The organism is Kitasatospora sp. NPDC094019 (assembly GCF_044764505.1).
Taxonomy (GTDB): domain Bacteria; phylum Actinomycetota; class Actinomycetes; order Streptomycetales; family Streptomycetaceae; genus Kitasatospora.
The window spans coordinates 291,522-313,129 of sequence record NZ_JBIWIF010000002.1 but is presented as its reverse complement, the minus strand read 5'-3'; the positions used below and the strand labels follow the sequence as shown (position 1 = coordinate 313,129).

At 75.2% G+C, this 21,608-nt stretch carries 16 protein-coding genes; 7 read left to right on the top strand and 9 right to left on the bottom strand.

The features are described 5' to 3' along the window. Positions 1-56 precede the first annotated feature (56 nt). From ACIQ9P_RS06475 to ACIQ9P_RS06465, 3 genes are all read left to right on the top strand, one after another. A complete protein-coding gene (locus tag ACIQ9P_RS06475; protein WP_402350651.1) occupies positions 57-674 on the top strand; it encodes a hypothetical protein in 618 nt (205 codons plus the stop codon). Beyond that, the gene (locus ACIQ9P_RS06470; protein WP_402350649.1) at positions 671-1,867 is read left to right on the top strand and encodes a serine/threonine-protein kinase; all 1,197 of its coding nucleotides are present in this window, start codon (positions 671-673) and stop codon (positions 1,865-1,867) included. The genes ACIQ9P_RS06475 and ACIQ9P_RS06470 overlap by 4 nt, the downstream gene beginning before the upstream one ends. 94 nt (positions 1,868-1,961) lie before the next feature. Continuing rightward, a complete protein-coding gene (locus tag ACIQ9P_RS06465) occupies positions 1,962-2,339 on the top strand; it encodes a DUF4259 domain-containing protein (RefSeq protein WP_402350646.1) in 378 nt (125 codons plus the stop codon). Here the strand turns inward: ACIQ9P_RS06465 and ACIQ9P_RS06460 are convergent. Continuing rightward, positions 2,336-3,700, bottom strand: coding sequence for a streptophobe family protein (locus ACIQ9P_RS06460; RefSeq protein ID WP_402350643.1), 1,365 nt, complete (start codon positions 3,698-3,700; stop codon positions 2,336-2,338). The genes ACIQ9P_RS06465 and ACIQ9P_RS06460 overlap by 4 nt on opposite strands. Before the next feature lie 626 nt (positions 3,701-4,326). Between ACIQ9P_RS06460 and ACIQ9P_RS06455 the strand changes: the two genes are divergently transcribed. After that, positions 4,327-5,562, top strand: a complete 1,236-nt coding sequence (locus ACIQ9P_RS06455) for a DUF6777 domain-containing protein (RefSeq protein ID WP_402350640.1) — start codon at positions 4,327-4,329, stop codon at positions 5,560-5,562. A 194-nt stretch (positions 5,563-5,756) separates the two neighbouring features. On the opposite strand, the gene ACIQ9P_RS06450 is transcribed toward ACIQ9P_RS06455, so the two are convergent. After that, positions 5,757-6,746, bottom strand: coding sequence for an endonuclease/exonuclease/phosphatase family protein (locus ACIQ9P_RS06450; RefSeq protein ID WP_402350637.1), 990 nt, complete (start codon positions 6,744-6,746; stop codon positions 5,757-5,759). Between the two features lie 295 nt (positions 6,747-7,041). Between ACIQ9P_RS06450 and ACIQ9P_RS06445 the strand changes: the two genes are divergently transcribed. Beyond that, the gene (locus ACIQ9P_RS06445; RefSeq protein ID WP_402350634.1) at positions 7,042-9,333 is read left to right on the top strand and encodes a hypothetical protein; all 2,292 of its coding nucleotides are present in this window, start codon (positions 7,042-7,044) and stop codon (positions 9,331-9,333) included. A 94-nt stretch (positions 9,334-9,427) separates the two neighbouring features. On the opposite strand, the gene ACIQ9P_RS06440 is transcribed toward ACIQ9P_RS06445, so the two are convergent. Both ACIQ9P_RS06440 and ACIQ9P_RS06435 read right to left on the bottom strand, forming a co-directional pair. After that, a complete protein-coding gene (locus ACIQ9P_RS06440) occupies positions 9,428-10,822 on the bottom strand; it encodes an LCP family protein (RefSeq protein WP_402350631.1) in 1,395 nt (464 codons plus the stop codon). Beyond that, positions 10,815-11,408: a DUF6542 domain-containing protein gene (locus ACIQ9P_RS06435; protein WP_402350628.1), complete on the bottom strand. Its 594-nt coding sequence runs from the start codon at positions 11,406-11,408 to the stop codon at positions 10,815-10,817. Before ACIQ9P_RS06435 ends, ACIQ9P_RS06440 begins: the two co-directional genes overlap by 8 nt. Positions 11,409-11,619: 211 nt before the next feature. Between ACIQ9P_RS06435 and ACIQ9P_RS06430 the strand changes: the two genes are divergently transcribed. Continuing rightward, complete coding sequence (locus ACIQ9P_RS06430) at positions 11,620-11,814, top strand: antitoxin (RefSeq protein WP_402350625.1); 195 nt, start codon at positions 11,620-11,622, stop codon at positions 11,812-11,814. Between the two features lie 57 nt (positions 11,815-11,871). Here ACIQ9P_RS06430 and galE read toward each other — a convergent pair whose 3' ends face one another. The 5 genes from galE to ACIQ9P_RS06405 form a co-directional block, all read right to left on the bottom strand. Continuing rightward, a complete protein-coding gene (gene galE, locus ACIQ9P_RS06425; protein ID WP_402350622.1) occupies positions 11,872-12,891 on the bottom strand; it encodes a UDP-glucose 4-epimerase GalE in 1,020 nt (339 codons plus the stop codon). Between the two features lie 136 nt (positions 12,892-13,027). Further along, positions 13,028-13,699, bottom strand: coding sequence for a hypothetical protein (locus tag ACIQ9P_RS06420; protein WP_402350619.1), 672 nt, complete (start codon positions 13,697-13,699; stop codon positions 13,028-13,030). Positions 13,700-13,805: 106 nt separating this feature from the next. Then, positions 13,806-16,184: an RICIN domain-containing protein gene (locus tag ACIQ9P_RS06415; RefSeq protein ID WP_402350616.1), complete on the bottom strand. Its 2,379-nt coding sequence runs from the start codon at positions 16,182-16,184 to the stop codon at positions 13,806-13,808. A 467-nt stretch (positions 16,185-16,651) separates the two neighbouring features. Further along, positions 16,652-17,236: a hypothetical protein gene (locus ACIQ9P_RS06410; protein ID WP_402350613.1), complete on the bottom strand. Its 585-nt coding sequence runs from the start codon at positions 17,234-17,236 to the stop codon at positions 16,652-16,654. Between the two features lie 87 nt (positions 17,237-17,323). Next, positions 17,324-18,103, bottom strand: a complete 780-nt coding sequence (locus tag ACIQ9P_RS06405; RefSeq protein WP_402350610.1) for a sigma 54 modulation/S30EA ribosomal C-terminal domain-containing protein — start codon at positions 18,101-18,103, stop codon at positions 17,324-17,326. Positions 18,104-18,550: 447 nt separating this feature from the next. Between ACIQ9P_RS06405 and ACIQ9P_RS06400 the strand changes: the two genes are divergently transcribed. Further along, complete coding sequence (locus tag ACIQ9P_RS06400) at positions 18,551-21,598, top strand: cytochrome P450 (protein WP_402350607.1); 3,048 nt, start codon at positions 18,551-18,553, stop codon at positions 21,596-21,598. The last annotated feature ends 10 nt before the right edge of the window (positions 21,599-21,608 follow it).

Genomic DNA, 21,608 nt, shown 5'->3' with positions numbered 1-21,608 from the left:
GACGTGAACCGGCCGACGTGAATCAGCGGAAGACCAGCGGAAGCGACCCTGCGGGAGTGGACCTGCCGATGGACGAGTTCGGGTTCCGCCCCACCCATGTGGCCCCGCCCGACGGCCTGCCCAGCTGGGCCGCCCCGGACCCGGCGCAACCCGCGTCCCCGCTGGACCCGCTGCTGCCGCTGCAACTGCTGGCCCGGGCCGGTGACTGGGCCCAGGTGCTCTGCTCCAACGGCTGGACCACCTGGGTCGACGGCCGGCTGCTGCTCTCCCTCCCCGGCGCGCCGCCCGCCGCCACCGGCCCGCCCGCCCGCACCGCCGACCCGCGCCCCGCCCTCGCCGAGGCGGAGGGCGCGCTGGCCCGCTACCGCGCCCTGCTGGAGGACCTCGCCGCCGGCGGCGTGGACCTGGAGACCTTCCGGGACCGGGCCCGCGGCCTGCGGATCGGGCTGGTCGTCGACGGCGAGCGGCTCTGGGTGTTCGACCCGGTGCACGACCGCTGGTGCTACTGCGACGGCCTCCAGCTCCACACCTACGCCGTCGGCGACCGGCCGCGCCACCCGGACAGCGGCACGCCCGACCGCGGGACACCGCACAGCGGCACGCCCGACGCCGGGACACCGGACGGCGGGCGGCCCCCGGACGCGGACGAGCCCACCCGGCTGGTGCAGCCATGAGCCGGCCCCCCGAGCCGCTCCCGGGCCCGGCCCCGGAGCCACCCGCCGAACCGTCCCCGCACCCGCTCACCTCGGTCGGGTCCACCGAAACCCCCGGGGCCGGCCCCACCGCGGCGGCCGCGCCCCCCGGTCCCGCCGACCCGGCGCCCGGCCCCCCGGCGGCGCCGGGCGCGGACCCCGAGGACGACTCCGCCCTCGCCCCGCCCAGCCTGCCGGCCGGCCTGGTCGGACGCCGGGTCGCCGGGTACCGGCTGGAGGCGGAGATCGGCCGCGGCGGCATGGCCGTCGTCTACCGGGCCAAGGACCTGCGGCTGGGCCGCACCGTCGCAGTCAAGCTGCTTGCCCCCGAACTGGCCCGCAACGAGGTGTTCCGGCGCCGTTTCATCCACGAGTCGCAGGTCGCCGCCGGGATCGACCACCCGCACATCATCCCGGTGTTCGAGGCGGGCGAGGCGGACGGCATCCTGTTCCTCGCGATGCGCTACGTCGAGCGCGGCGACCTGCGCGGCCTCATCTCCCGGGGCGGCCCCGTCACGGTCGAGCGGGCCGCCGGGCTCGCCCTGCAGATCGCCTCCGCACTGGACGCCGCCCACGACCACGAGCTGGTCCACCGGGACGTCAAGCCCGGCAATGTCCTCGTCGCTCCCGGCACCGACAGCGAGCATCCCGAACACCTCTACCTCGCCGACTTCGGCCTCACCAAGAAGTCCCTGTCGCTGAGCGGCCTGACCGGCGTCGGCCAGATCGTCGGCACCCTCGACTACGCCGCGCCCGAGCAGATCTCCGGCCGGCCGCTGGACGGCCGGTGCGACCAGTACGGCCTCGGCTGCGTCGTCTTCGAGCTGCTCTCCGGGGCGCCGCCGTTCCGCCGGGAGAGTGACCTGGCACTGCTCTGGGCCCACCTCAACGACCCGCCGCCCACCGTCCGCGAGCACCGCCCCGACCTGCCGCCCGCCGTCGACGAGGTGGTCGGCCGGGCCCTCGCGAAGTCCCCCGAGGAACGGTTCGCCAGCTGCCTGCAGTTCGTCGCCGAACTCCGGGCCGCGGCCGCCGGTCCCCCCGGCGCCCAGTGGGGCACCGCCGGCCCGCCGACCCAGGTCGTCCCCGCCCTCCCCAGCACCCCCGGCGTCCCCGACCCCCCGGCCTGGGCCCTCCCCGCCGTCCACCCACCCGGTCCGGGCCACGGGCGCTGACGCCCGGGCCGAACGGCGTCCGGCCGGTTGTCGGTGCGGCCTGGTTCGATGGCGTCGACGGCAACGGCGGGGCAGCGAGAACCGAGGAGAATCCGTGGGCACGTGGGGCAGTGGGAACTTCGAGAGCGACACCGCGCTGGACCACCTGTCGGCCGTCGTCGGCCGGCTGGTCGGCGAGGTGGCCGAGGCGATGGCCGGCGACCCGGTCGAGCTCGAACCCGACGAGTACTGGGGCGTCGCCGTGCCGTGCCAGCTGGAGCTGCTGCACGTGCTCGCCCAGGCCGGCCACGCCGGCGGCGAGCTGCCGCCGGCCGAGGTGGTGGAGGGGTGGCAGGAGACGTTCATGGCGGTCTGGGAGCGCACCATCGACGGCCTCGAGCCCAAGCCCGAGTACAAGGTAGAGCGCCGGAAGGTGCTGAACCGCACCTTCGAGCAACTGGCCGCCGCCGCGCGCCGCGGCGACAACTCCTAGCCGGCCGGTCCCGCCCGGCGGGGCAGGCGGGTCGCGGCGAGAGCGCCCAGGGCGCCCGTCAGCAGGCCCCAGCCGGCGGCGAGCGGGACGGTGATCCAGAGCACCGGGTCGAGCGTCAGCGTGCCGCCGGTCAGGGCGGCGGCCGGGCCGACCGGGCCCGCGTCCGGGCCGAGGACGGAGCCGAGCAGGTCGCCCAGTCCGCCCTCGCCGAGGCCGACCCCGAGGACCGAGAGGCCGTAGTCGGCGGAGATCCTGGTCCAGACGCCGACCAGCAGCATGGTGACGGCGGCGGCCGCCGCCAGCCGCACCGCGTGCTGCCACAGCCGGACCCCGAGCGGTGCGCGGTGCGCGGCGAACACCCCGGCGGCGAGCATCAGGACGGCGGCCGCCGGGAGCAACCACCAGGCGTAGGCGTTCTGTTCGGCGAGGGTGCCGAGGCTCACCGTGCCGTCCTGGCCGTCGCCGACGCGCAGCACGGCGGCCAGCGACTTGGGCACAGGCAGTCCGATCGCGCCGACCAGGTGGCCGTTCCACTCGCCGCCGAGGCCGACGCCGAAGGCGAGCCAGACCAGATTGGGCAGGGCGAGCAGGGCGACGGCGGCGACCTCGCGGGCGTTCCCGTTCACCACGGCGGTGACGACCGCGGCCACCACCCCCAGCGCCACGCACCCGAGCAGGACCAGCAGCATCGCGAACCCGGCCGGGCGGACGGCCTGTTGGAAGGGCACCAGGGAGCGCGGCAACGGCGCGCGACGGGAGACGGCGAAGGTCGCGGCCAGCACCACCAGCAGCCAGAGCAGCCCGAGGCCGAGGGTGGGCGCGGGCTCCGCGTGGAAGCCCACCTCGGGGTCGATCCCGAGCGCGCCGCCGAGCTGTTCGACCAGTCCGCCACCGAGCGGCACCGGGAAGGTGTGCCGGGCCGCGACGCAGAGCAGGGCGAGGGCGACCAGCCAGACCACCGCCGTCCGGGTGGCCCGGCCGAGCAGTTCCCGGCCGCCCGCGACCGCGCGGAACCGCAGTTGGCGCAGGAACACCTCGGCCACGGCCAGGGCGCCGACCAGGCTGACGGACAGCGGCATCGCGACGATCCCGGCATCGACGGAGGCGAAGAAGCCGGCCCCGCCGTCGAGGCCGACCGAGCCGCCGACCGCGAGAGTGAGGGTGGCGGCGAGCACGTACGGGAAGCCGCCGCCGGGCAGGTCGTTCGCTCCGGCCGCCCAGAGTCCGAGCGCGGCGACGGCCGCCATCGCGGCGAACCCGGCCACGACGACCGCCACCGCGTCCAGCCAGCCGCGCACGGCGCCGGGCGATCCGGCCGCCCCGGTGCGGGCGGGCCCGTTCGAACGGGCCTGCTGGTCCATGCGGGCCTCCCTGTCGGCTCGGTGTTCCCCTGCTGTCCCCCGGGGTGCTGCTCGCGGTGTTTCCCGTGCTGTCTCCGGCGCTGTCTCCGGCGCGGTCCCTCGTGCGTCCGGTTCCGGCCCCCACGCCTGCCACCAGGGTGGCCCAGGACCGGCCCGCCCGCCTGTCCGTCGCTTCGCCACCGTCGGTCCGGCCCGGCCCGGACGGTCCCCCGGCCCACGCGGTCCACCCGGTCCACGCGGTCCACCCACCGGCGGCCGCTGCCGACGGCCGCTGTTGCCCGCTGCTGTTGCGGCGGACGGACGCCCGGGGCAGAAATGGATGCCAGTGGCAGGAGCCTCCTGCGCCGGCCGGGTCGACCGGCCGCCTGCGAAACGGAGCCTCGATGAGTTCCCAACCGCCTTCGTCCGGGCCGCCCCTCGGCCCGCCCTCCGGACCGCCGTCCGGGCCGCTCTCCGGGCCGCCGTCGGGCGGCCGGTCCGGCCCGCCCGGTCCCCCGTCCGGCCCGGCCTCCGGCGGAGCCGGCGGACCCTCCGGTGGCGGCGGGCCAGGCGGCTCGTCCGGCTCGGGCGGGCCGTCCGGGGGGCGTCCGACGCCGTGGTGGCGCTCGGGGCGGAAGGCCGCGCTGGTGGCCGGCACCGCCGCGCTGGCCGTGGTGGCGGCCGTGCTGATCGTCAACAACAACAGCGGCGGCGGCGGCAGCAAGGACACCACGGTGCCGACCGCGAACGAGGTCGCGCTGCAGGGTCCGCAGGACCCGGGCCCGGCGCCGTTCACCCCCTCGGTGCAGACGGAGGCGGTGCAGGCCCCGGCCCCGGCGCCGTCCTCGGCGACCGCCACCCGAACGGCCGGTGCCACGGCCGGCGCGAGCGCCGGACTCCACAACGTCGAGGGGACGTCCGCGGGCGTCTACGGCGGGACGATGAACAAGCCGAGCTGCGACGTGGACCGGCTGATCTCGATGACCTCGACCGGCGACACCGGCCGGGCCTGGGCCTCGGCCCAGGGCATCGAGCAGTCCGCCGTCCCCGGCTACCTGCGCTCGCTGACCTCGGCCTACCTGCGGGTGGACACCCGGGTCACCAACCACAGCTACCAGGGCGGCGCGGCCGTCGCCTACCAGTCCGTGCTCCAGGCCGGCACCGCCGTACTGGTCGACGCGCAGGGCGTGCCGCGGGTGCGCTGCAGCTGCGGCAACCCCCTGAAGGCGCCGACGCTGGTCGCGGACGCCAAGTACGTCGGCAAGCCGTGGACGGGCTTCCAGCCGAGCACGCTGGTCATCGTGGTCGCGGCGCCCCGGCCGGTGACCGAGATCGTGCTGGTGGACATCGTCACCGGCGGTTGGTTCGCCCGGGTGACGGGGCAGATCAAGGTGGTCGACAAGGAGGTCCGGGAGCCGCGAGGTCCGCTGGCACCCGGCGTCCCGCCCGCGACCTCCTGGCCGTCCGCCTCGCCGAACCCGTCGACCTCGGGCTCCACCTCCGCCTCGACCTCGTCCTCGGCGCCCAGCTCGGGCGGCACCTCGACCTCGGGTTCGCCGTCCGGCTCGACCTCCGGTTCCACCGGGCCGTCCAGCAGCTCGGCGACCGCCTCCACCTCGGGCGCCACCTCCTCGGGCGCGACCTCGTCAGGTGCCACGTCCTCGGGTGCGAGCTCCTCCGGGGCCACGTCCTCGTCGGCCTCCACCGAGTCGGCGAGCTCGAAGCCGACGGTGACCAGCACCCCGGCCGCCACCACGACGACCACGAAGACGGCCGCGTCCACCACCTCGGCCCAGCAGCCGGCGACGGCCACGGCGACCTGCGCCACCACCTCGCCGTCCACCCTGCCGCCCTGCACCGCCCCCGGGGTGACCACCGGCTGACCTCGGCCGGGCCCCTCGGGCCGTCCCCCGCCCCGCCCACCGCACCGGTGGGCGGGGCGGTCAGGGCGTCAGGGGCTCCGCGACACAGGGCATCAGGGCATCAGGGCATCAGGGCATCAGGGCATCAGGGCATCATCTCGACGTCGTTCGGCCCCAGGACCCGGACACCCGCCTCCCGGCCGCCGGACCCCGCGTCAGCCGGTGATCGCGAGTTCCGCGACGACCGCCCGGTGATCGGTTCCGGGCACCCGGTGCTCGGCCACCGACACCGCGCGCAGCGCCTCCCCGTGCAGCACGTGGTCGATCTGGATCACCGGCCACAGACCGGAGAAGTAGGTGTCGGACTCCGGCCAGGTGGGTGCGACCCCGCGCCCCAACTCGGCGTGGCTGTCGGTGAGCCCGGTGTCGAGCAGGGCGCGCATCGGCGTGTGGTCGAGGGTCGCGTTGAAGTCCCCCAGCAGGACGGCGTTCCGGGTGGCCCCGGCCACCGCCGCCCGCAGTCCGTCGAAGTCCGCCGACCAGCGCCCGGAGTCACCCAGCGGATAGTAGGTGTGCACGGCGGTCAGCCGGACGGCCCGGCCACCGACGGTCACCTCGGCCGCGATCTGCTCCCGGGCGGCCTCCGAGGCCGAGCCGTCGAGCGGCGTCAGCGGGAGCCGCGAGTAGATCGCGGTGTCCCGCCCCGGCCGCAGTTCCCGGTGCGGCAACACGTCGGCGATCCCCGCGCGGTCCAGCCGAGCGATCGAGCCCGGTCCCAGTTCCTCCATCGCGAGGACGTCGACGCGCTGTTCGCGCACCAGCCGGACGATCTCGGCGGCATCGGCCTGCCCCACGAAGGCGTTGCTGGTGGCGACCCGCAGCCGGGGCGCGTCGGCGGCCGGCGCGGCACCCCCGTCCGGCACCAACCTCGGGACCAGCCAGAAGAGTTGCACCACCGCCAGGAGGCCGGCGACCGCCGCCGCCCACCACGAACGGAGCGCCAGCAGCACCCCGAGCGCGAGCACGCCGCCCAGGGCCGCGTACGGCAGCACCACGACGGCGAGCGCGAGCGGCGTCCCGTCGTCCCACCCACCGAAGCGGACCGCCACCAGCCCCGCCGACACCGCCGACACCACCCAGCCGGACCACTCCAGCACCCGTCGCCCCCACACCCACCAGCGTGCCCGCTCCACCGACTTCCCCACCCCTCGCTCCGGCCCCTCGCCTCTGCCTCAGGACGCCCCCGTCCGCGGAGCGGTTCCGGACCGCCGCGCGCACGGCGCCGTCCACCCGGAGCCCAGCGCGCCGAGCGCCGAGCACCGGACGTCGGGCGTCGGGCGTCGGGCGTCGGGCGTCGAGTACCGATCACCGAGTGCCGAACTCCGAACACCGAGTACTGAGCCATTGAGGTGATCATTTCTGCGTGTCCGGACATACCGGTCCGGAGGCCGGGCGAGGGTGGGGCCTGCTCCCGTCCCCTTGCCCGCTGTGAGGCCACCCGTGGTTCATCGACCTTCCCCGCGCCGCAAACGCCTGTACGCCCTGTGCGCGGCGGTCCCGCTGGCCGCGGGGCTCGCGACCCCGTTCGCCCTCGACCGGGCCTTCGCGGCGCCGGACCTGCCGCAGCGCCAGGCGGCGGTCCGCGGGGCCGGCACCCAGCGGCCGATCGGCCCCGACCCGGTGCTCGACCTGCTGACCCACGGCAACCTGACGATGGCCTCGAACTCCGTCCTGACCTGTGACGACAGCGACGGATCGGTCTGCAACGACACCGAGGGCACCAACAACGGCCGCACCAAGTACGTCAAAACCGACCCGACCGCGCCCGGGAACAACGCCTCCTCGGCCCAGCTGGTGATCCCGGCCGGGGCCGAGGTGCTCTCCGCCCGGTTGTACTGGCAGTTCAACCCGACCAACACCAGCACCGCCGGCGGCACCTCCGGGGACATCGACAAGGGCAACACGGTGTCCTGGAAGGTCCCGGGGGGCGCCTCCTACGAGCAGGTCACCGCCGACACCTACGACTGGTTCGACCAGCAGGTCGGCGGCAACCCTCCCGAGCCACTGCTGGCCGGCGCGGGCGTGAAGGACGTCACCGCCCGGGTGAAGGCCGCGGGCGCGGGCAGTTACACCGTCGCGGACATCCAGGCGTGCGCCGGGCGCTCCTCCGCGCAGAACTTCGGCGGCAACAACGTGGGCTGCTGGGGCGGCTGGTCGCTCGTGGTCGCCTACCAGGACCAGGCCGACCCGCTGCGCTACCTCCAGGTCTGGGACGGCTTCCAACTGCTGCGCGACCCCGACAACCTGGCGACGCTCACCCTCGCCGGCATCCGCACCCCGGCCACCGCCCCGCCCGCCACGATGGGCGTCACCGTCGGCGACGGTGACGTCCCGATCTCGGGCGACCAACTGCTGGTCGGCTCCACCATCGACGACCTGACGCTGCTGCCGATGCCCGGCCCGGCCGGTGTCGTCACCGACAACGCCTTCACCAGCCGGATCGACCGGGTCGCCGCAGACGGCACCGGCAGCAACATCACGACCCGCGACCCCGCGCCGGTCAACAACTACGGATACGACGCCCGCACGATCGACGTCACCGGCAGGATCCCCGCCGACGCCACCCAGGCCGTGCTCCGGATCAACGGCGCCGGCGACGCCCTGCACCCGCAGGCCGTCTGGCTCGCCGTCGACGCCCTCGAACCGGACCTGCAGATCACCAAGGCCAACACCCCGGCCGGCACCACCGACAACAACCCGCCCGGTGATGTCGCCCCCGGCGACGACATCACCTACACGTTCACCGTCGCCAATCGGCGCGCCGACGGCAGCACCGGCGACCTCGACACCGCGACCGGCGTCACCGTCACCGACCAGTTGCCCACCGGCACCGCCTTCGTCGCGGACTCCAACCTCTCCTGCTCCGCCGCCGGGCAGACCGTCACCTGCCGGGTCGCCGACCTCGCCCCGGGCGCGAGCACCACCGTCGCCTTCCGGGCCACCGTCGACCGGGCCGCCACCGCCGGAACCGTTCTGGACGACAGCGCCACCCTCACCTTCCGGGGCAACCAGACCCGGCGCGAACAGACCCGCACCAGCAACACCGTGCGCAACACCGTGATCGCCACCCCGGTCTACTCGATCGAGAAGACCGCCACCCCCACCTCCACCACCCCCGGCCGGACCGTCGACTACCGGATCGAGGTCACCAACACCGGCAACGTCGCCGCCCCCGGGGTCACCCTCGACGACAACCTCACGGACGTGCTCTCCCGGGCCTCGTACAACGGTGACGCCGCCACCGACCTGGGCACCGTCACCGTCACCGGCAGCACCCTGCACTGGACCGGCGACCTTCCGGTCGGCGGGAGCGCCACCATCACCTACTCGGTGACCGTGCACAGCTCGCTCACCAGCGACACCGCTCTCGACAACACCGTCACCTCCGCCACCTACCGCAACAACTGCCCGCCCGGTGAGGGCGACGCCCGTTGCCACGCCGACGTCACGGTGACCGTCCCCACGCCGTCACCGTCCCCGACGACCTCGCCCTCACCCACGGCGTCCCCTTCCCCGACGGCGTCCCCGACGGCATCGCCCAGCCCCAGCGCCTCGGCGTCACCCACGGCGACGCACAGCCACCGGCCGACCACCGGGCCGACGCACTCCCCCGGACCTGACGGGGAGCTGCCCAGCACCGGCTCCGGCGCGCTCCCGGTTCTCGCCTTCGGCGCGCTCGGCTGTCTGATGATCGGCCTGCTCGTCCTGCGCACCCGGGGCCGCCGGCACTAGGCTCCCGCACCGCCCCTCTCACAGACCGACAGCGAGCTCGTACCGGGCGCATGGGCCCGGTACGAGCTCGCTGTCCTGGAACGGCGCCTCGGGTTCAGTCCACGCAGGGGATGCCCCCGGCCTTCACCGCGGGGCCCTGCATGGGGAGGTCCGGGGTCGGCTCGGCGGTGGACCCGGTCGACGGGGCCTCCGGCGAGGCGGACGGGCTCGCGGTGAGGGGGGAGTGCGTGGAGCGGGGTGCGGCCGGGGTCGTCGTCCGGGTGGCGACGGGAACCGCGAACGCGGCCTTGGCCTTGGCCCCGGCCGTCGACGGCCCGGCCGAGGCGGGCGGTGCGGCGGGCGTGGTCGCCCCGGGCTGCTCGGCCGGGGCGGCCGGGGAAGCCTCCGGTGGGACCTCGTGGCCGAACAGCTGCTTGACGATGCGCCTGATCTGCCCCGGATCGACGGTGTTGACCTCCTGGCCGCCGATGTTCTTGAACCCGGTGATCGGCAGCGTGTTGAACTCCACGTTGCCGCCGGTCAGGTTGGGCGCCTGCTGGGCGAAGTCCAGGACGTTCCAACGGTCGTCGATGACCACGTCCTTCTTCACGGCGTCGAACAGCCGCTGGAGCCGTCCGAGGTCACCGACGACACCGTCCTGCTTCAACTTGTAGACGACGGAGGAGATGAACGCCTGCTGCCGGTGGGTCCGGTCCAGGTCGCCGTTCTTCAGGTGGTGGCGCTGGCGGACGAACGACAACGCCTGCCGGGCGTCGAGCGAGCTGACGCCCGCCGGGAGCCGCAGCCCCGTCCCGCCGCCCTCGTGGGTCGCCGTGCGGGAGACGATCGGGTCGTCGACCGGATTGTTGAGGCAGACCTGGATCGGCTCCACGGCCTTGGCGATGTCGTAGAAGCCGATCAGGTTCACCTCCGCGAAATGGTCGATCGGGATGTCCAGGAAAGCCTGGACGGTCTGGAGGGTCGCGGCCCGCCCCGCCTCCCGGCTCTGCCGCTCCAACTCCGGCTTGGACAGGCCCTTCCCGCTCAGCTTCTGCTCGGCGGTGCCCTTGGCGATGCCGTACGCCTCCTTGATCTTGTGCATCTTCCCGTCCGCGCCGACGGTCTGCACGTAGTCGTCGCGCGGGACGGACAGGGCCGTCACCCTGCCCCCGTTGGCCGGTATGTGCAGGACGATCAGCGCGTTGGTGTTGTACCCGCCGATCTCGCTGGAGCCGGCGTGCAGTTCCTCCTCGACGAACTCCTTGGGCAGGTCGTTGCCGTCCATGTCCTTGCGGCTGTCGAGGCCGATGAGCAACAGGTTGACGGACTGGTCGAGGTGCGGCGGCGCGTTCTTCCGGGCCTCCGCCAGCGCGCCCGACTTGACCATGCCGCCGTCGAGTTGCCGGTACTCGTACCAGACGAGGCCGCTCGCGCCGAGGACGGCCACCGAGAGGGTGCCGGCCAGGACCCGGCCGACGACGGTCAACGGCCCGGTGCGGGGCTCAGCCATGACGGTGCCTCCGGTCGGTGGTCGGCCCGGCGGCAGCGGCGGCGGCGCGGGCGCGGGCGCGGGTGGAAACGGGGGGCGGGGGTGGGACCTGGGCCTGCGCCGGAATCAGGGTCGGGGCCGGGGACGTGGCCGGGGACGTGCTGGGGCGCGAGGAACGGCCGGTGCGGGCCGACCGCGCAGACCGGGCCGCGAAGGCCGCTCGCCCGACGACGACCGACAGCGCCACCAGCACGGCCGCCGCCATCACCGGGAAGGCGTCGACCACCCAGCGCACGGCCGCCGAGGCGAGCGCCTTGCCCCCCGCGGCGTCGGCGGCCCAGGCGGTGCCGACCCTGGCGGCCAGGACGACGAGCGGCGCGGCGATGACGACCCACCAGCGCCCGGGGCGGGTGCAGCGGGCCGCCGCGAAACCGGTGCCGAGGACGGCGCCGAGGGCGAACAGCGGACCGCCGCCGTTCCCGGCCAGCTCGCCCGCGACCGCGCCGGCCAGCGGCAGCCCGGTCGCGGCCAGCAGGACCGTCGCCGTCCCCCCGGGGCGGGACGGCGGGAGCGCTCCGACCGCCCCTCTCGCGTGTTGTCCGGCCATGCCCCGCACCCCTTCCGCCGTGCCCGTCGATGAACTTCTACAATGCTGTAGAGGAAGATGTGAGCATACAACCCGCCCCGCGGAGCCACCCCGGCCCCACCCGCCACTCCGCTCCCACCGCACCCGTCCGCGGGCCTCCCGGGCGGGAAAACGGCAGGTCAGGGACGGCTAGGATGACCACGAACCGCGCGGAACGAACAGAAGGACCATCATGTTCGAACACCTCAAGAACCTCGCCGACAAGGCCACCGACCTCGCCCGCGAGCACAGCGGCGCCGTCACCCAGGGCCTGGACAAGGTCGCCGGGATCGTCGACGACAAGACGGACGGCAAGTACAGCGGCCACATCGACACCGCTACGGGCAAGGCCAAGGACTTCGTCAACGGCCTCGACGAGTCCAAGTAGCACCGGGGCGACGCGACCCGGCCCGGGCCGCAACGCCCCGGGCCGGACGGTGGCGCGTCAGACCGCGGCGGCCAGGCGCTCGATCCACCGGGCGCGCCACGCGAGCGCGTCCCGGACTCCCTCGGCGATGGTCCGGCGCGGCTCCCAGCCGAGCAGTTCCCGCGCCGCGGTCACGTCGCTGTAGCAGCCGAGCACGTCGCCGGGGCGCGGCTCCGCCTCCCGGACGTCCAGCTTCTCGCCGATCGCCTGCTCGAAGGCCGTGACCAGCTCGCGCACCGTGGTGCCGTCGCCGGTACCGATGTTGACGACCCGGTAGCGGTCCTCGCCCCCGGGCCGCACCACCTCGTCGAACCGGACCAGCGCGGCGACATGGGCGTCGGCGACGTCCTGGACATGGATGTAGTCCCGGATCCCCGAGCCGTCCCGGGTGTCCCAGTCGACACCGGTGATGGTGAACGGCGTGCCGTTGACGTGCGCCTCGATCAGCTTGCCGAGCGCATGGCTCGGCGCGAGGTCCTGGAGACCGGTCCGCAGTCGCGGGTCCGCGCCGATCGGGTTGAAGTAGCGCAGCGCGACGACCCGCGTCCCGTCGGCGTCCGCGCCCCGGGTCCAGTCCTGGAGCACCTGCTCCATCATCTGCTTGGTGCGGGCGTACGGGCTGCTCCCGTCGACGGGGCAGCTCTCGTCGACCCGGCCGGTCGGGGTGGGGCGGTAGATGGAGGCGGAGCTGCTGAAGACCACCCTGGTGCAGCCGTTGCGCTGGAGCGACTCCAACAGGTCGACGGTCTTGCCGACGTTCTCCCGGTAGTAGAACAGCGGCCGCGCCACCGACTCGGGGACGACGATCCGGGCGGCGCAGTGCAGCGTCGCGTCGATGTCGGGATGCTCCGCGAAGATCCGGTCGACCAGCGCCGCGTCCGCGATGTCACCCTGGTAGAACTCCCGGCCCTCGACGAACTCGGCCCGGCCCTTGGAGAGATCGTCCAGGACGACCGGGGTGATGCCCGCGTCCAGCAGCGCGGACGCCACGGTGCTTCCGATGAAGCCTGCCCCGCCGGTGATCAGTACCTTCCGCACGATCCGCCTGCTCCCTTGCCTCGGTACGGGCGCCCAGTGGCGCCCGTTGGCGGGGAGGACGAGCGGTTCGCACCCGGTGGTTCCCGCCGGGAGGCGGTCGCGGTGCCGCCGGAACACCCCGGCGGCGGGAACGGGCTCAGGGGCGGCGGTCGCGGCGGCGCAGCACGAGGCCGCCGACGAGCAGGGCGACGGCGGCGATCGCGGTGCCCACGGCGGCCCGGGTGGCGAGGCCGGACCCGTCGGATCCGGTGGGCCCGGTGGTGCTGCCGGCGGTGGCGGCTGTCGTCCGAGCCGCGGGCCCGCTCGGGGTCCCGGTCGCGGCCCCCGTCGTGGTCCCCGTCGCGGGACCGGCCGTGGGAGCTGCCGTGGGGCCGACCGTGGAGCCGCCCGTGCCCGGACCGGTTGGCGTCGGCAGCGTCGGGTCGGAGATCACCGCGGCCTCGACGTCGAGTTCCCGCTCGCCGTGCCCGAGCGAGGGGAACGCGCAGTCCACCGCGATCCGCCAGTGGCCGGCCGGCAGGAACTCACGCGTGGTGTAGGTGCCCGGCCGCCCCGGCACGGCGACCAGTCGCCACGGCCCGGCGGCACGGCCGTCGGCCGAGGTGGCGGAGAGCGTCCCGGCGAACTGATCGGTGACCGGGTCGCGGTCGTTCTCCCAGGTGGCAACGGTGGTGACGTGCCCGTTCTCCTGTCCGGACACCTCCAGGTGGACGGTGTCCCCGTGCGCGGCGGCGGGGACGGCGGCGGGGGCGAGCACGACCGCCCCGGCGAGGGCCAGGGCGGCGAGGGACTGACGGGTGCGGGGCATCGCGGGTCTTCCTCGTGGAGTGGAACGGGCCGGGTGCGGCCGCCGTTTCAGCGGCGGCCGCACCCGGCTCGGGGGTGTCCGGGGGTCGGGGGTCGACCCCCGGGCGTCAGGTGGTCTTCTGCAGGTTCCAGTGCTGGTACGCCTGGCCGTTCGGCTTCTGCAGCTCCAGCAGCCAACCGCCGTAGTACCAGCGCTTGCTGGCGCCGAGGACGAGGTCCGAGCCGTCGGTGGTCAGGACGACCGCACCGCCCGCGGCGGCGACCCGCCACTTCTGGCCGGCCGCGTCCGAGCACGGCCGCTGCGCGACGTACTGTCCGGCGACCGGGTTGCCGCCGAGCTGCAGGCACTTCTCCGAGCGGACGGACTTGATCCGCAGCGTGCCCGAGCCGGCGTCCTCGAAGGTCCACTTCTGGTTGGCGTAGCCGGTGCGCTGGTAGGCGATGGCCACCGTGCCGTCGTTGAGCGAGCTGCCCCAGAGGTCGGCGGCCTGGCCGGTGAGGCCGTTCAACAGGCTGTAGCGGGTGCCGGGCTGCGGCTTCCCGGCGTCGGCCGCGGTGCGGAAGGCCGCCGCGCGACCCGGCTTGGAGACCGTTCCTCCGGCGTCCCGGACGGCGACCGCGACGGAGTACGAGGTGTCGGGGGCGAGCCGGACCAGGCCGACCACGGTCGCCCGGACGGTGCCGATCGGCTGGCCGTTCAGCAGGACGTCGTAGCCGCTCGCGCCGTTGACCGCGGGCCAGCTCAACACGGCCGAGGTCTGAGTCACCTGACTGACCGTCATGGCCGGCCCGGTGCCGCCGCCGGTGGGCGAGGCGGTCGGGCCCGGGGTCGGCGTCGTCGAACCGGTGGGGCTCGGCGAACCGGTGGAGGTCGGGGTGCCGGTCGGCGTCGGGGTGCCGGTGCCGGTCGGCGAGCCGGTCGGGGTCGGGGTGGCCGTCGGCGAGGCGCCACCGGTGGCGGTCGGGCTCGCGGTGGGCGAACCGGTCGCGGTCGGTGTCCCGGTGGGCGTCGGGGTGCCGCCGGTCGCGGTCGGCGACGGGCCGCGGGTCGGTGTGGTCGTCGGCGGCTTCGTCGGGGTCGGCGAAGCGGTCGGGCTCCGGGTCGGGTCGGGGGTCGGCCCGGTGCCGCCGCCGGCGATCAGGAAGCGGTTGCTGGCGACGTTCCAGTGGGTGGCGAGGTAGCTGCCCGGCGCCGGGTCGGTGTGGTAGTAGTCGTCGTGCCGGCAGTCCAGGCGCATGTCACTGGCGTTGTCCGGGCAGACCGTGCGCATCGCCGGGTAGTACGGGGCGTCCGAGTAGCACATGATGTCCCACTCGTCGACGCAGTGGCCGCCCTTGCTGGAGTTGGGCGCGCTGTTGCTCACCGCGCCCAGGTTGTGGCCGAGTTCGTGCGCGGCGGTGTGGCCGCCCCAGCAGCCCGAGTCGGTCCGGCCGTACGAGGGACCGAAGTTGCTCAGGTTGTCCTGGCCGGGACGCTCGTCGCCGGCGAAGGTGCCGATGCCGCAGTACACCTTGGCGTCGGCGAAGATCATGTACTTGCGGTCCTTGCGATTGAGGCCCTGGGCCGCGATCGCACGGTTGCTGGTGTTGAAGTCGGCCATCTCCGCGTCGGACACCTGGATGTTCAACACCGAGGCGGAGCAGTCGGATTCGGTGACGAACCGGACGTGCCGGACCCCACCCGTCTCCTGGGCGCTCGCGTTGTAGATGACGTCGACGTCGGCCGCCCACTTCTTGAAGGAGGCCAGGTACTGGGCGAAGCGGTCGTTGCCCGGGGTGTGCGCGTAGACCACCTGGACCCGGTTGCCCACGCTGCCGTCACCCTCGCAGACGACGCCCTGGCCACCGGCGGCGGGCGCGGCGGCGGCAGCGGCCGGGTCACCGGCGGCGTCGGCCAGCAGCGTCTTCGTCGTGGCGTCCAGGATCGGCATCGATCCCTTCACCAGGTCGGCGGCGGCGGGCGGTTGGGCGTCGGCCGGAGGCGTCAGCGCGGCCGGCTGGGCGGCCGCGGCGGCCACCGGCGGGACGTCCTTGCGGATGTCCACGTCCTTCGGCGGCGCGTCCGGGCCGTGGCTGCACAGTTCGCCGCCGGTCACCTCCAGGGAGCCCGCGCAGCGGTCGCCGGCGGGCAGGTTCAGTCCGGCGTAGACCAGGCCGCGCTCGGGCTGGTCCTTGGGTATCTCGCTGATCGGCGCGGCCTTCTGGTCGCGCTTCGGCCCGGGTGCCTTGGTCGCGTTCTCGGCCGTGCCGGTCTCGCCCGTGCCGTCGTCGGCGATCGTGCCGGCCATGGCACCGCCCACTCCGTCGGCCGAACCCGCCACCGCGCTCGCCGCGGCGGTGTCGTGGACCGCGGACGAGTCCATGGCGGTGCTGATGCCCAGCGCCCCCGCGACCAGTCCGGCCGCGACCGCCAGGGATATCAGTGCCGTGCGCTTGCCCGTCCGTCGACGCCGCCGACGGCGGAGCTCCGTGCTCCGGTGCCCCATCGGGTGTCTCCTCTCCTCGTGCGAGGCTCCGACCACCGCTCGGGGTGATGGCCTGAACCTTCCGACACTCCGGAGACCGGCCCGGGCGGGCCGGATAACAAAAACCTCTTTTCGAAATTCGCGCGGGCGGACGAGGGGGTCCGGGACGGGATGCCCGGGGCACCCGGTGACGTGCCGTCGGCGCCTGCCGGACGTGGAGCGTCGGACGAGGGCCGTCGGACGTGGACCGTCGGCCGAGAGCCGTCGGACGTGGACCGTCGGGCGAGAGCCGTCGGACGTGGACCGTCGGCCGAGGGCCGTCCGGCGCGGCGTGGGCCGCCGACGAGGGGGCGGTCCGCGCACGCGTCGGGCGCGGCGGCGCGGGCGGAGCCCACGGGTCACGTGGGTCACACAGATCACGTGGGTCTCGTGGGTCACGCGGTCGGACCGGCCGGATCCGGCCGGTCCCCGGAGGTCGGCGCGGCGTCTCAGGCCGCGACGTCGAGCCGCTGCGCGGCGAAGCCGGGGCTGCCCTGCCGGTGCAGCCCGGCGAGACCCGCCGCGAGCCGCTGCGGATCCCCCGCCAGCCAGTACCGGAGGGCGGCCGACAGGGCCGCGCTCACCGGGCCGATCCGCAGCCCGGTCACCGCCGTGATCCGCTCCCCGACCAGCGGGAGCAGCTCGGCGACCGGCGCCGGCAGCCAGAGCGTGACCGCGCACGGCGCGGGCCGGGCCAGCACCCGCAGCAGTCGCAGCACACCCGCGTCCCCGACCCCCGACGCCGGCCCGGCTCCGGTCCCGGCTCCGGTCGCGGTCCCGGCTCCGGTCGCGGTCCCGGTCCCGGTCGCGGTCCCGGTCGCGGCTCCGGTCGCGGCCCCCGGAGCGACGGGGAGCACCGCCGGCTCCGGCCGGACGGCGAAGACCGGGAGGACGTGCAGACTGGGGACAACGTCGATCAGGCCGTCCGCCGCGACGTCGGACATGTCGGCGCCGTGGCCACGGGCGAGTTCACGCAGCAGGGTCCGCTCGGCGGCCGCGATCCTGACGGTCAGCATGACTTCTTCGCAGTCCATGGTCCCAGTTCCCGTCCAGAGCGTGAGGGTGTGCTCGTCCGTTGTCGGTCGTGTACCGGTCAGCCCTTACCGATCATTACCTGCCCGTCAGTAGGGGTCCGCTATCGGCGTGATCAAGCCATAGTGGCCGTCGTAGCGGCGGTACAGGATTCGGCCGCGCCCGTCGCCGGGGTCGGTGTGGAAGACGAAGGGCCAGCAGGTCAGCCAGAGTTGGCGGGCCGCCCCGAAGGTGTCCAGCCGGGGCGCCGGGTGCGCGCTCTCCGTCAGCGGCAGCCCCGAGCCGCCGAGCCGGGCGGCGGAGTGGGCCCGGACCAGCCGGAATCCCCCGTCGGCGGGCATCCGGTGGACCACGCAGTCCTGGCCGGTGAGCGCGTCCGAGAAGAGGTGGAACCGCCGGTCCAGGGCCAGCAGCTCGCGCACCGCCTGCTCGGGTGCGCACCGGGCGAGGAGTACCGACTTCCGCCGGACGATCCGCCGTTCGGCGAGCGGGCGCGGCGTGTACTGGGGGCGGTAGGAGCTCTCGTACGCCGTCGCGAGCCCGATGTCGCCCAGCTCGCGCAGTCGGACGGCGCGCCCGGCGAGGGTGCCGAGCGCCAGGTCGACCGCCTCCCGGACGGTGACCGCGGCCAGCTCCACCCGGACCCGTCCCACCCCCGCCAGGTCCAGCGCGGCCTGGGCGACGGCGGGCCTGGTCAGCGACCGGTCGCGCGGCCGGGTGAGCCGCAACCGGGCGGCGCGCGCGTCCGGCCCGAGGTCCGCGACCAGCTCCAGGCACCGGCTCCGGGCGTACTCCGCGTCCTCGCGGGGCAGTTCGCCCCGGATCTCCACCCGGAGGTCGGGGGCGGGCCGGTGGCGCAGACGGGTCATCAGGGGATCCTCCTCGGTTCGGCACCATGCTGACCCCCCGCGCACCCTCCCGCCGAGGGTCGAAAGGCCCTGCCCACCGGGCAGGACGGCCCGGGCGGAGCCGGGACGGCGCCGGGACGGTCCCCGCTCCGACGGCCTCGCCCGCGAGCGCCCGGCCGACCCCATCGGGACGCCACGCGTACACCTTGAGGACACTCCACCGATGGGGTGATCCACCCGGGTACGGCGCAACGCTCGCGGGACCGGCGCGTTTCCCATGGCGTGCGCCCTCTGGCAGCGGCGCGCGCGGGGTCCGCGTCGACAGGCCCCCGGAACCCGGCTGTCGCGGCGGCGGCTCCGGTGGTACCGCAGCGCCGGACCGTTCGACCGGTCCGACACGACACCCGACCGGTCGCGCCGGACCGTCCCACCGGTCCGCCCCCGGTCCATCTGGTGAGAGGTGATGTCATGATCCTGACGAACGAGACCCGCAGACCGCCCGCCCCGCCCAGAACCCCTGCGGCAGGGCCCCGCCGAGCGGTCGTTCCCCCGCTCGCCCCCGGCGCCCTGCCGGGGCTCGGACACGCCCCGGCCCTGCTGCGGGACCCGCTCGGCTTCCTCGGCTCCCTCTCCCGGTACGGCGACGTGGTCCGGATCCGCCTCGGCCCGCGCACGGTCTGCGTCGTCACCGACGCCGGACTCGTCCACACGCTGCTGGTCGCACTCGCCCACGACTGCCCGCGCGGAGCCGTCCAGGACACCCTCAGGACGGCCTTCGGCGACGGCCTGCTGATGTCCGAGGGCCGAGCCCACCGTGACCGCCGCCGGACCGTCCAGCCCGTCTTCGGTCCCGACCGGATGGCCGGATACCTGGCCGTCATGCACCGGGTCACCGAGGAGCGGGCCGACCGCTGGCGCCCCGGCCAGCTCCTCGACGTGGCCAAGGAGATGAACCATCTCGCGCTGGAGATCGTGACCCGCGCGCTGTTCGACGCCCGGCTGAGCGAGGACGCCACCCTCGCTTTCCACCGCGCCCTGCCCGACCTGGTGAAGGGGCAGATCGTCCAGTCCCTCTACCCGCATCCGGCGCTCGCCCGGCTGCCGCTGCCGGTCAACCGGCGCTTCGACGCGGCCGTCCGGGTGCTCAACCGGGTCGTCGACCAGGCCGTCAACGGCACCGCGCCCGGCGGCCGGTACGGCGGTCACGGTGGGCCCGGTGTTCACGGTGGGCCCGGTGGTCACAGCGGTCATGGCGGGCCCGGCGCCGGTGGATCCGGCGGCTGCCCGATGGCCGGGGGCGGAGGCGGCACCCGGCGCCCCACCCTGCCGGCCCTGCTGCGCGCCGCCGTCGACCCCGCCACCGGCCGGCCGCTCACCGAGGCGGACGTCCGGTCCGAGGCGATCACGATGTTCGGCGCCGGCACCGAGACCGTCTCCACCACGCTGACCTGGCTGTTCGACGAACTGGTCCGGCACCCCGGGGTCGAGGCCCGCGTCCTGGCCGAGCTGGACGAACACCTCCCGGCCGGGACGGTGCCCACCACGGAGGCCCTCGCCCGGCTCACCTACACCCGCGCCGTCACCCAGGAGGTCGTCCGGCTGCACGCGCCGAACGCCTTCCTGATGCGCACCGCGCGGGTCCCGGTCACGCTCGGCGCCTACCGGATCCCGGCCGGCACCGAGCTGCTCTACAGCCTCACCGCCGTCCACCGCGACCCGGCGCTATACCCGGACCCGCTCCGGTTCGACCCCGGCCGCTGGTACGACGCCGACGGGGCGGAGGGCGGGGGCACCGGCGGCACCGCCACGGCCCGCCAGGCGTTCCTCCCGTTCGGCGCCGGAAAGCACAAGTGCATCGGCGAGACCTTCGCCTGGGCCGAGTTGATCGTGGCGACCGCGGCCATCCTGCGCCGCTGGCGCCCGACGGCCGTCCCCCACGCGCGGGCCCGCGAGGTCGTCTGGACGACCGTCCAGGCCCAGGGCCTGCGGGTGCGACTCGAACCGCGCGGCGACGACCGGCCCCCGCACGCCCCCGGCGCGCGCCGCACCCCCGCGCCGGGCGGCCGGGACGACACGCCGGCCCGGTGCCTGCCGATCACCGGTCCGCGCCGGTCCACCCTGCTGCCCGCCCGGTCGACCGTCCTGCCCGGCCGCTCCGTTCCCGCCCGCTCCTACCCGGAGGCGCTGCACACCACCGCCCTGCGGACCGCCGCCCGGACGGTCGCCCGCACGGCGTCACGGACCGCTTCGCGCACGGCCGCCCTGCGCACCGCGAAGGCCCGGACCACGGACACGCGCACCTCGGACGCACGCACCGGGTCACGTGCCACGGACGCGCGCAGCGGGTCGCGCACCGCCGATTCACGGACCACCTCGCGCACCGCCGAACGCACGGGCCCGCGTCCCCGCAGCGGTGGCGGTGGTGGCGGCGAGGCACTCGCCCCGGGCGCGGGCACCGTCCGGTCCCCCACCTCCCCCCGGCGCCTCGTCCTGCTCGGGCCCACCACGGCCGTCCCCCGGCCCGCACCGTCCTCCCGCACCGCACCGACGCCCCGGCCGGGGCACACCGACGCGACCGCCTCCCCGCTGCTCCGACCGGGCACCGAGGCGGCCCGCACCCCGGCCGAACTGCGCGCCGCCACCGCCCGGCACGGCGACTGGGCGCTCGCCCACGGCCTGCTCGCCCCGGCCGACCTCAGCCGCTACCAGTCCTACGCGCTGCCCGAGTTGATCGGCCACGCCTACCCCCGCGCCCGCGGCGCGGAACTGGACCTGCTGGTCGACATCCTGGGCTGGTTCACCATCCTCGACGACCACTTCGACGGCCCGCCGGGTCGCGACCCCGCCCGGGCCCGCGCCATCGTCGGCCCCATGCTGGCCGTCACCACCGGCCGGCCCGTCCCGGTCGGCGGTCCGCACCCCCACCTGCTCGACGCCTGGCGGGAACTGTGGCAGCGCCAGACCGCCCCGATGTCACCGGAGTGGCGCCGGCGCAGCGCCGAGGAATGGCGCTCCTGCCTGGAGACCTTCCTCGCCGAAACCGCCCACCGGGCCGCGCGCACCCACCCCGACCTCGCCGAGACCGTCCGGCTGCGCCGCCACGCCAGCTGCCTCTATCCGTTCATGGGCATACTGGAGCACGTCCACGGCGGTGATGCCCCGGCCGCCCTGCACCGGGACCCCGCGCTGCACCGACTGCGCGCGAACACCGCCGACGTGGCGACCCTGATCAACGACCTCTACTCGGCCGACCGCGAGGAACGCCAACAGGTCGCGGCCTTCAACACCGTGCTCACCCTGCAACGGGTCCGCGGCTGCACCCGGGCCCGGGCGGTCCGGTCCGTCGGGACGAGGATCGCCCGGCTGACCTCGGAGAGCGAGGCCCTGCGCCGTCGGCTGCTGCTCAGCCACCCGGAGGGCGACTGGTACCTCCGCGGCACCCGGGAACTCGTCGCGGGCGTCCACGCCTGGACCAGCACCAGCCGCCGCTACCGCGGAGCGGACGCGGCGCGCTGACGCCGGGCGG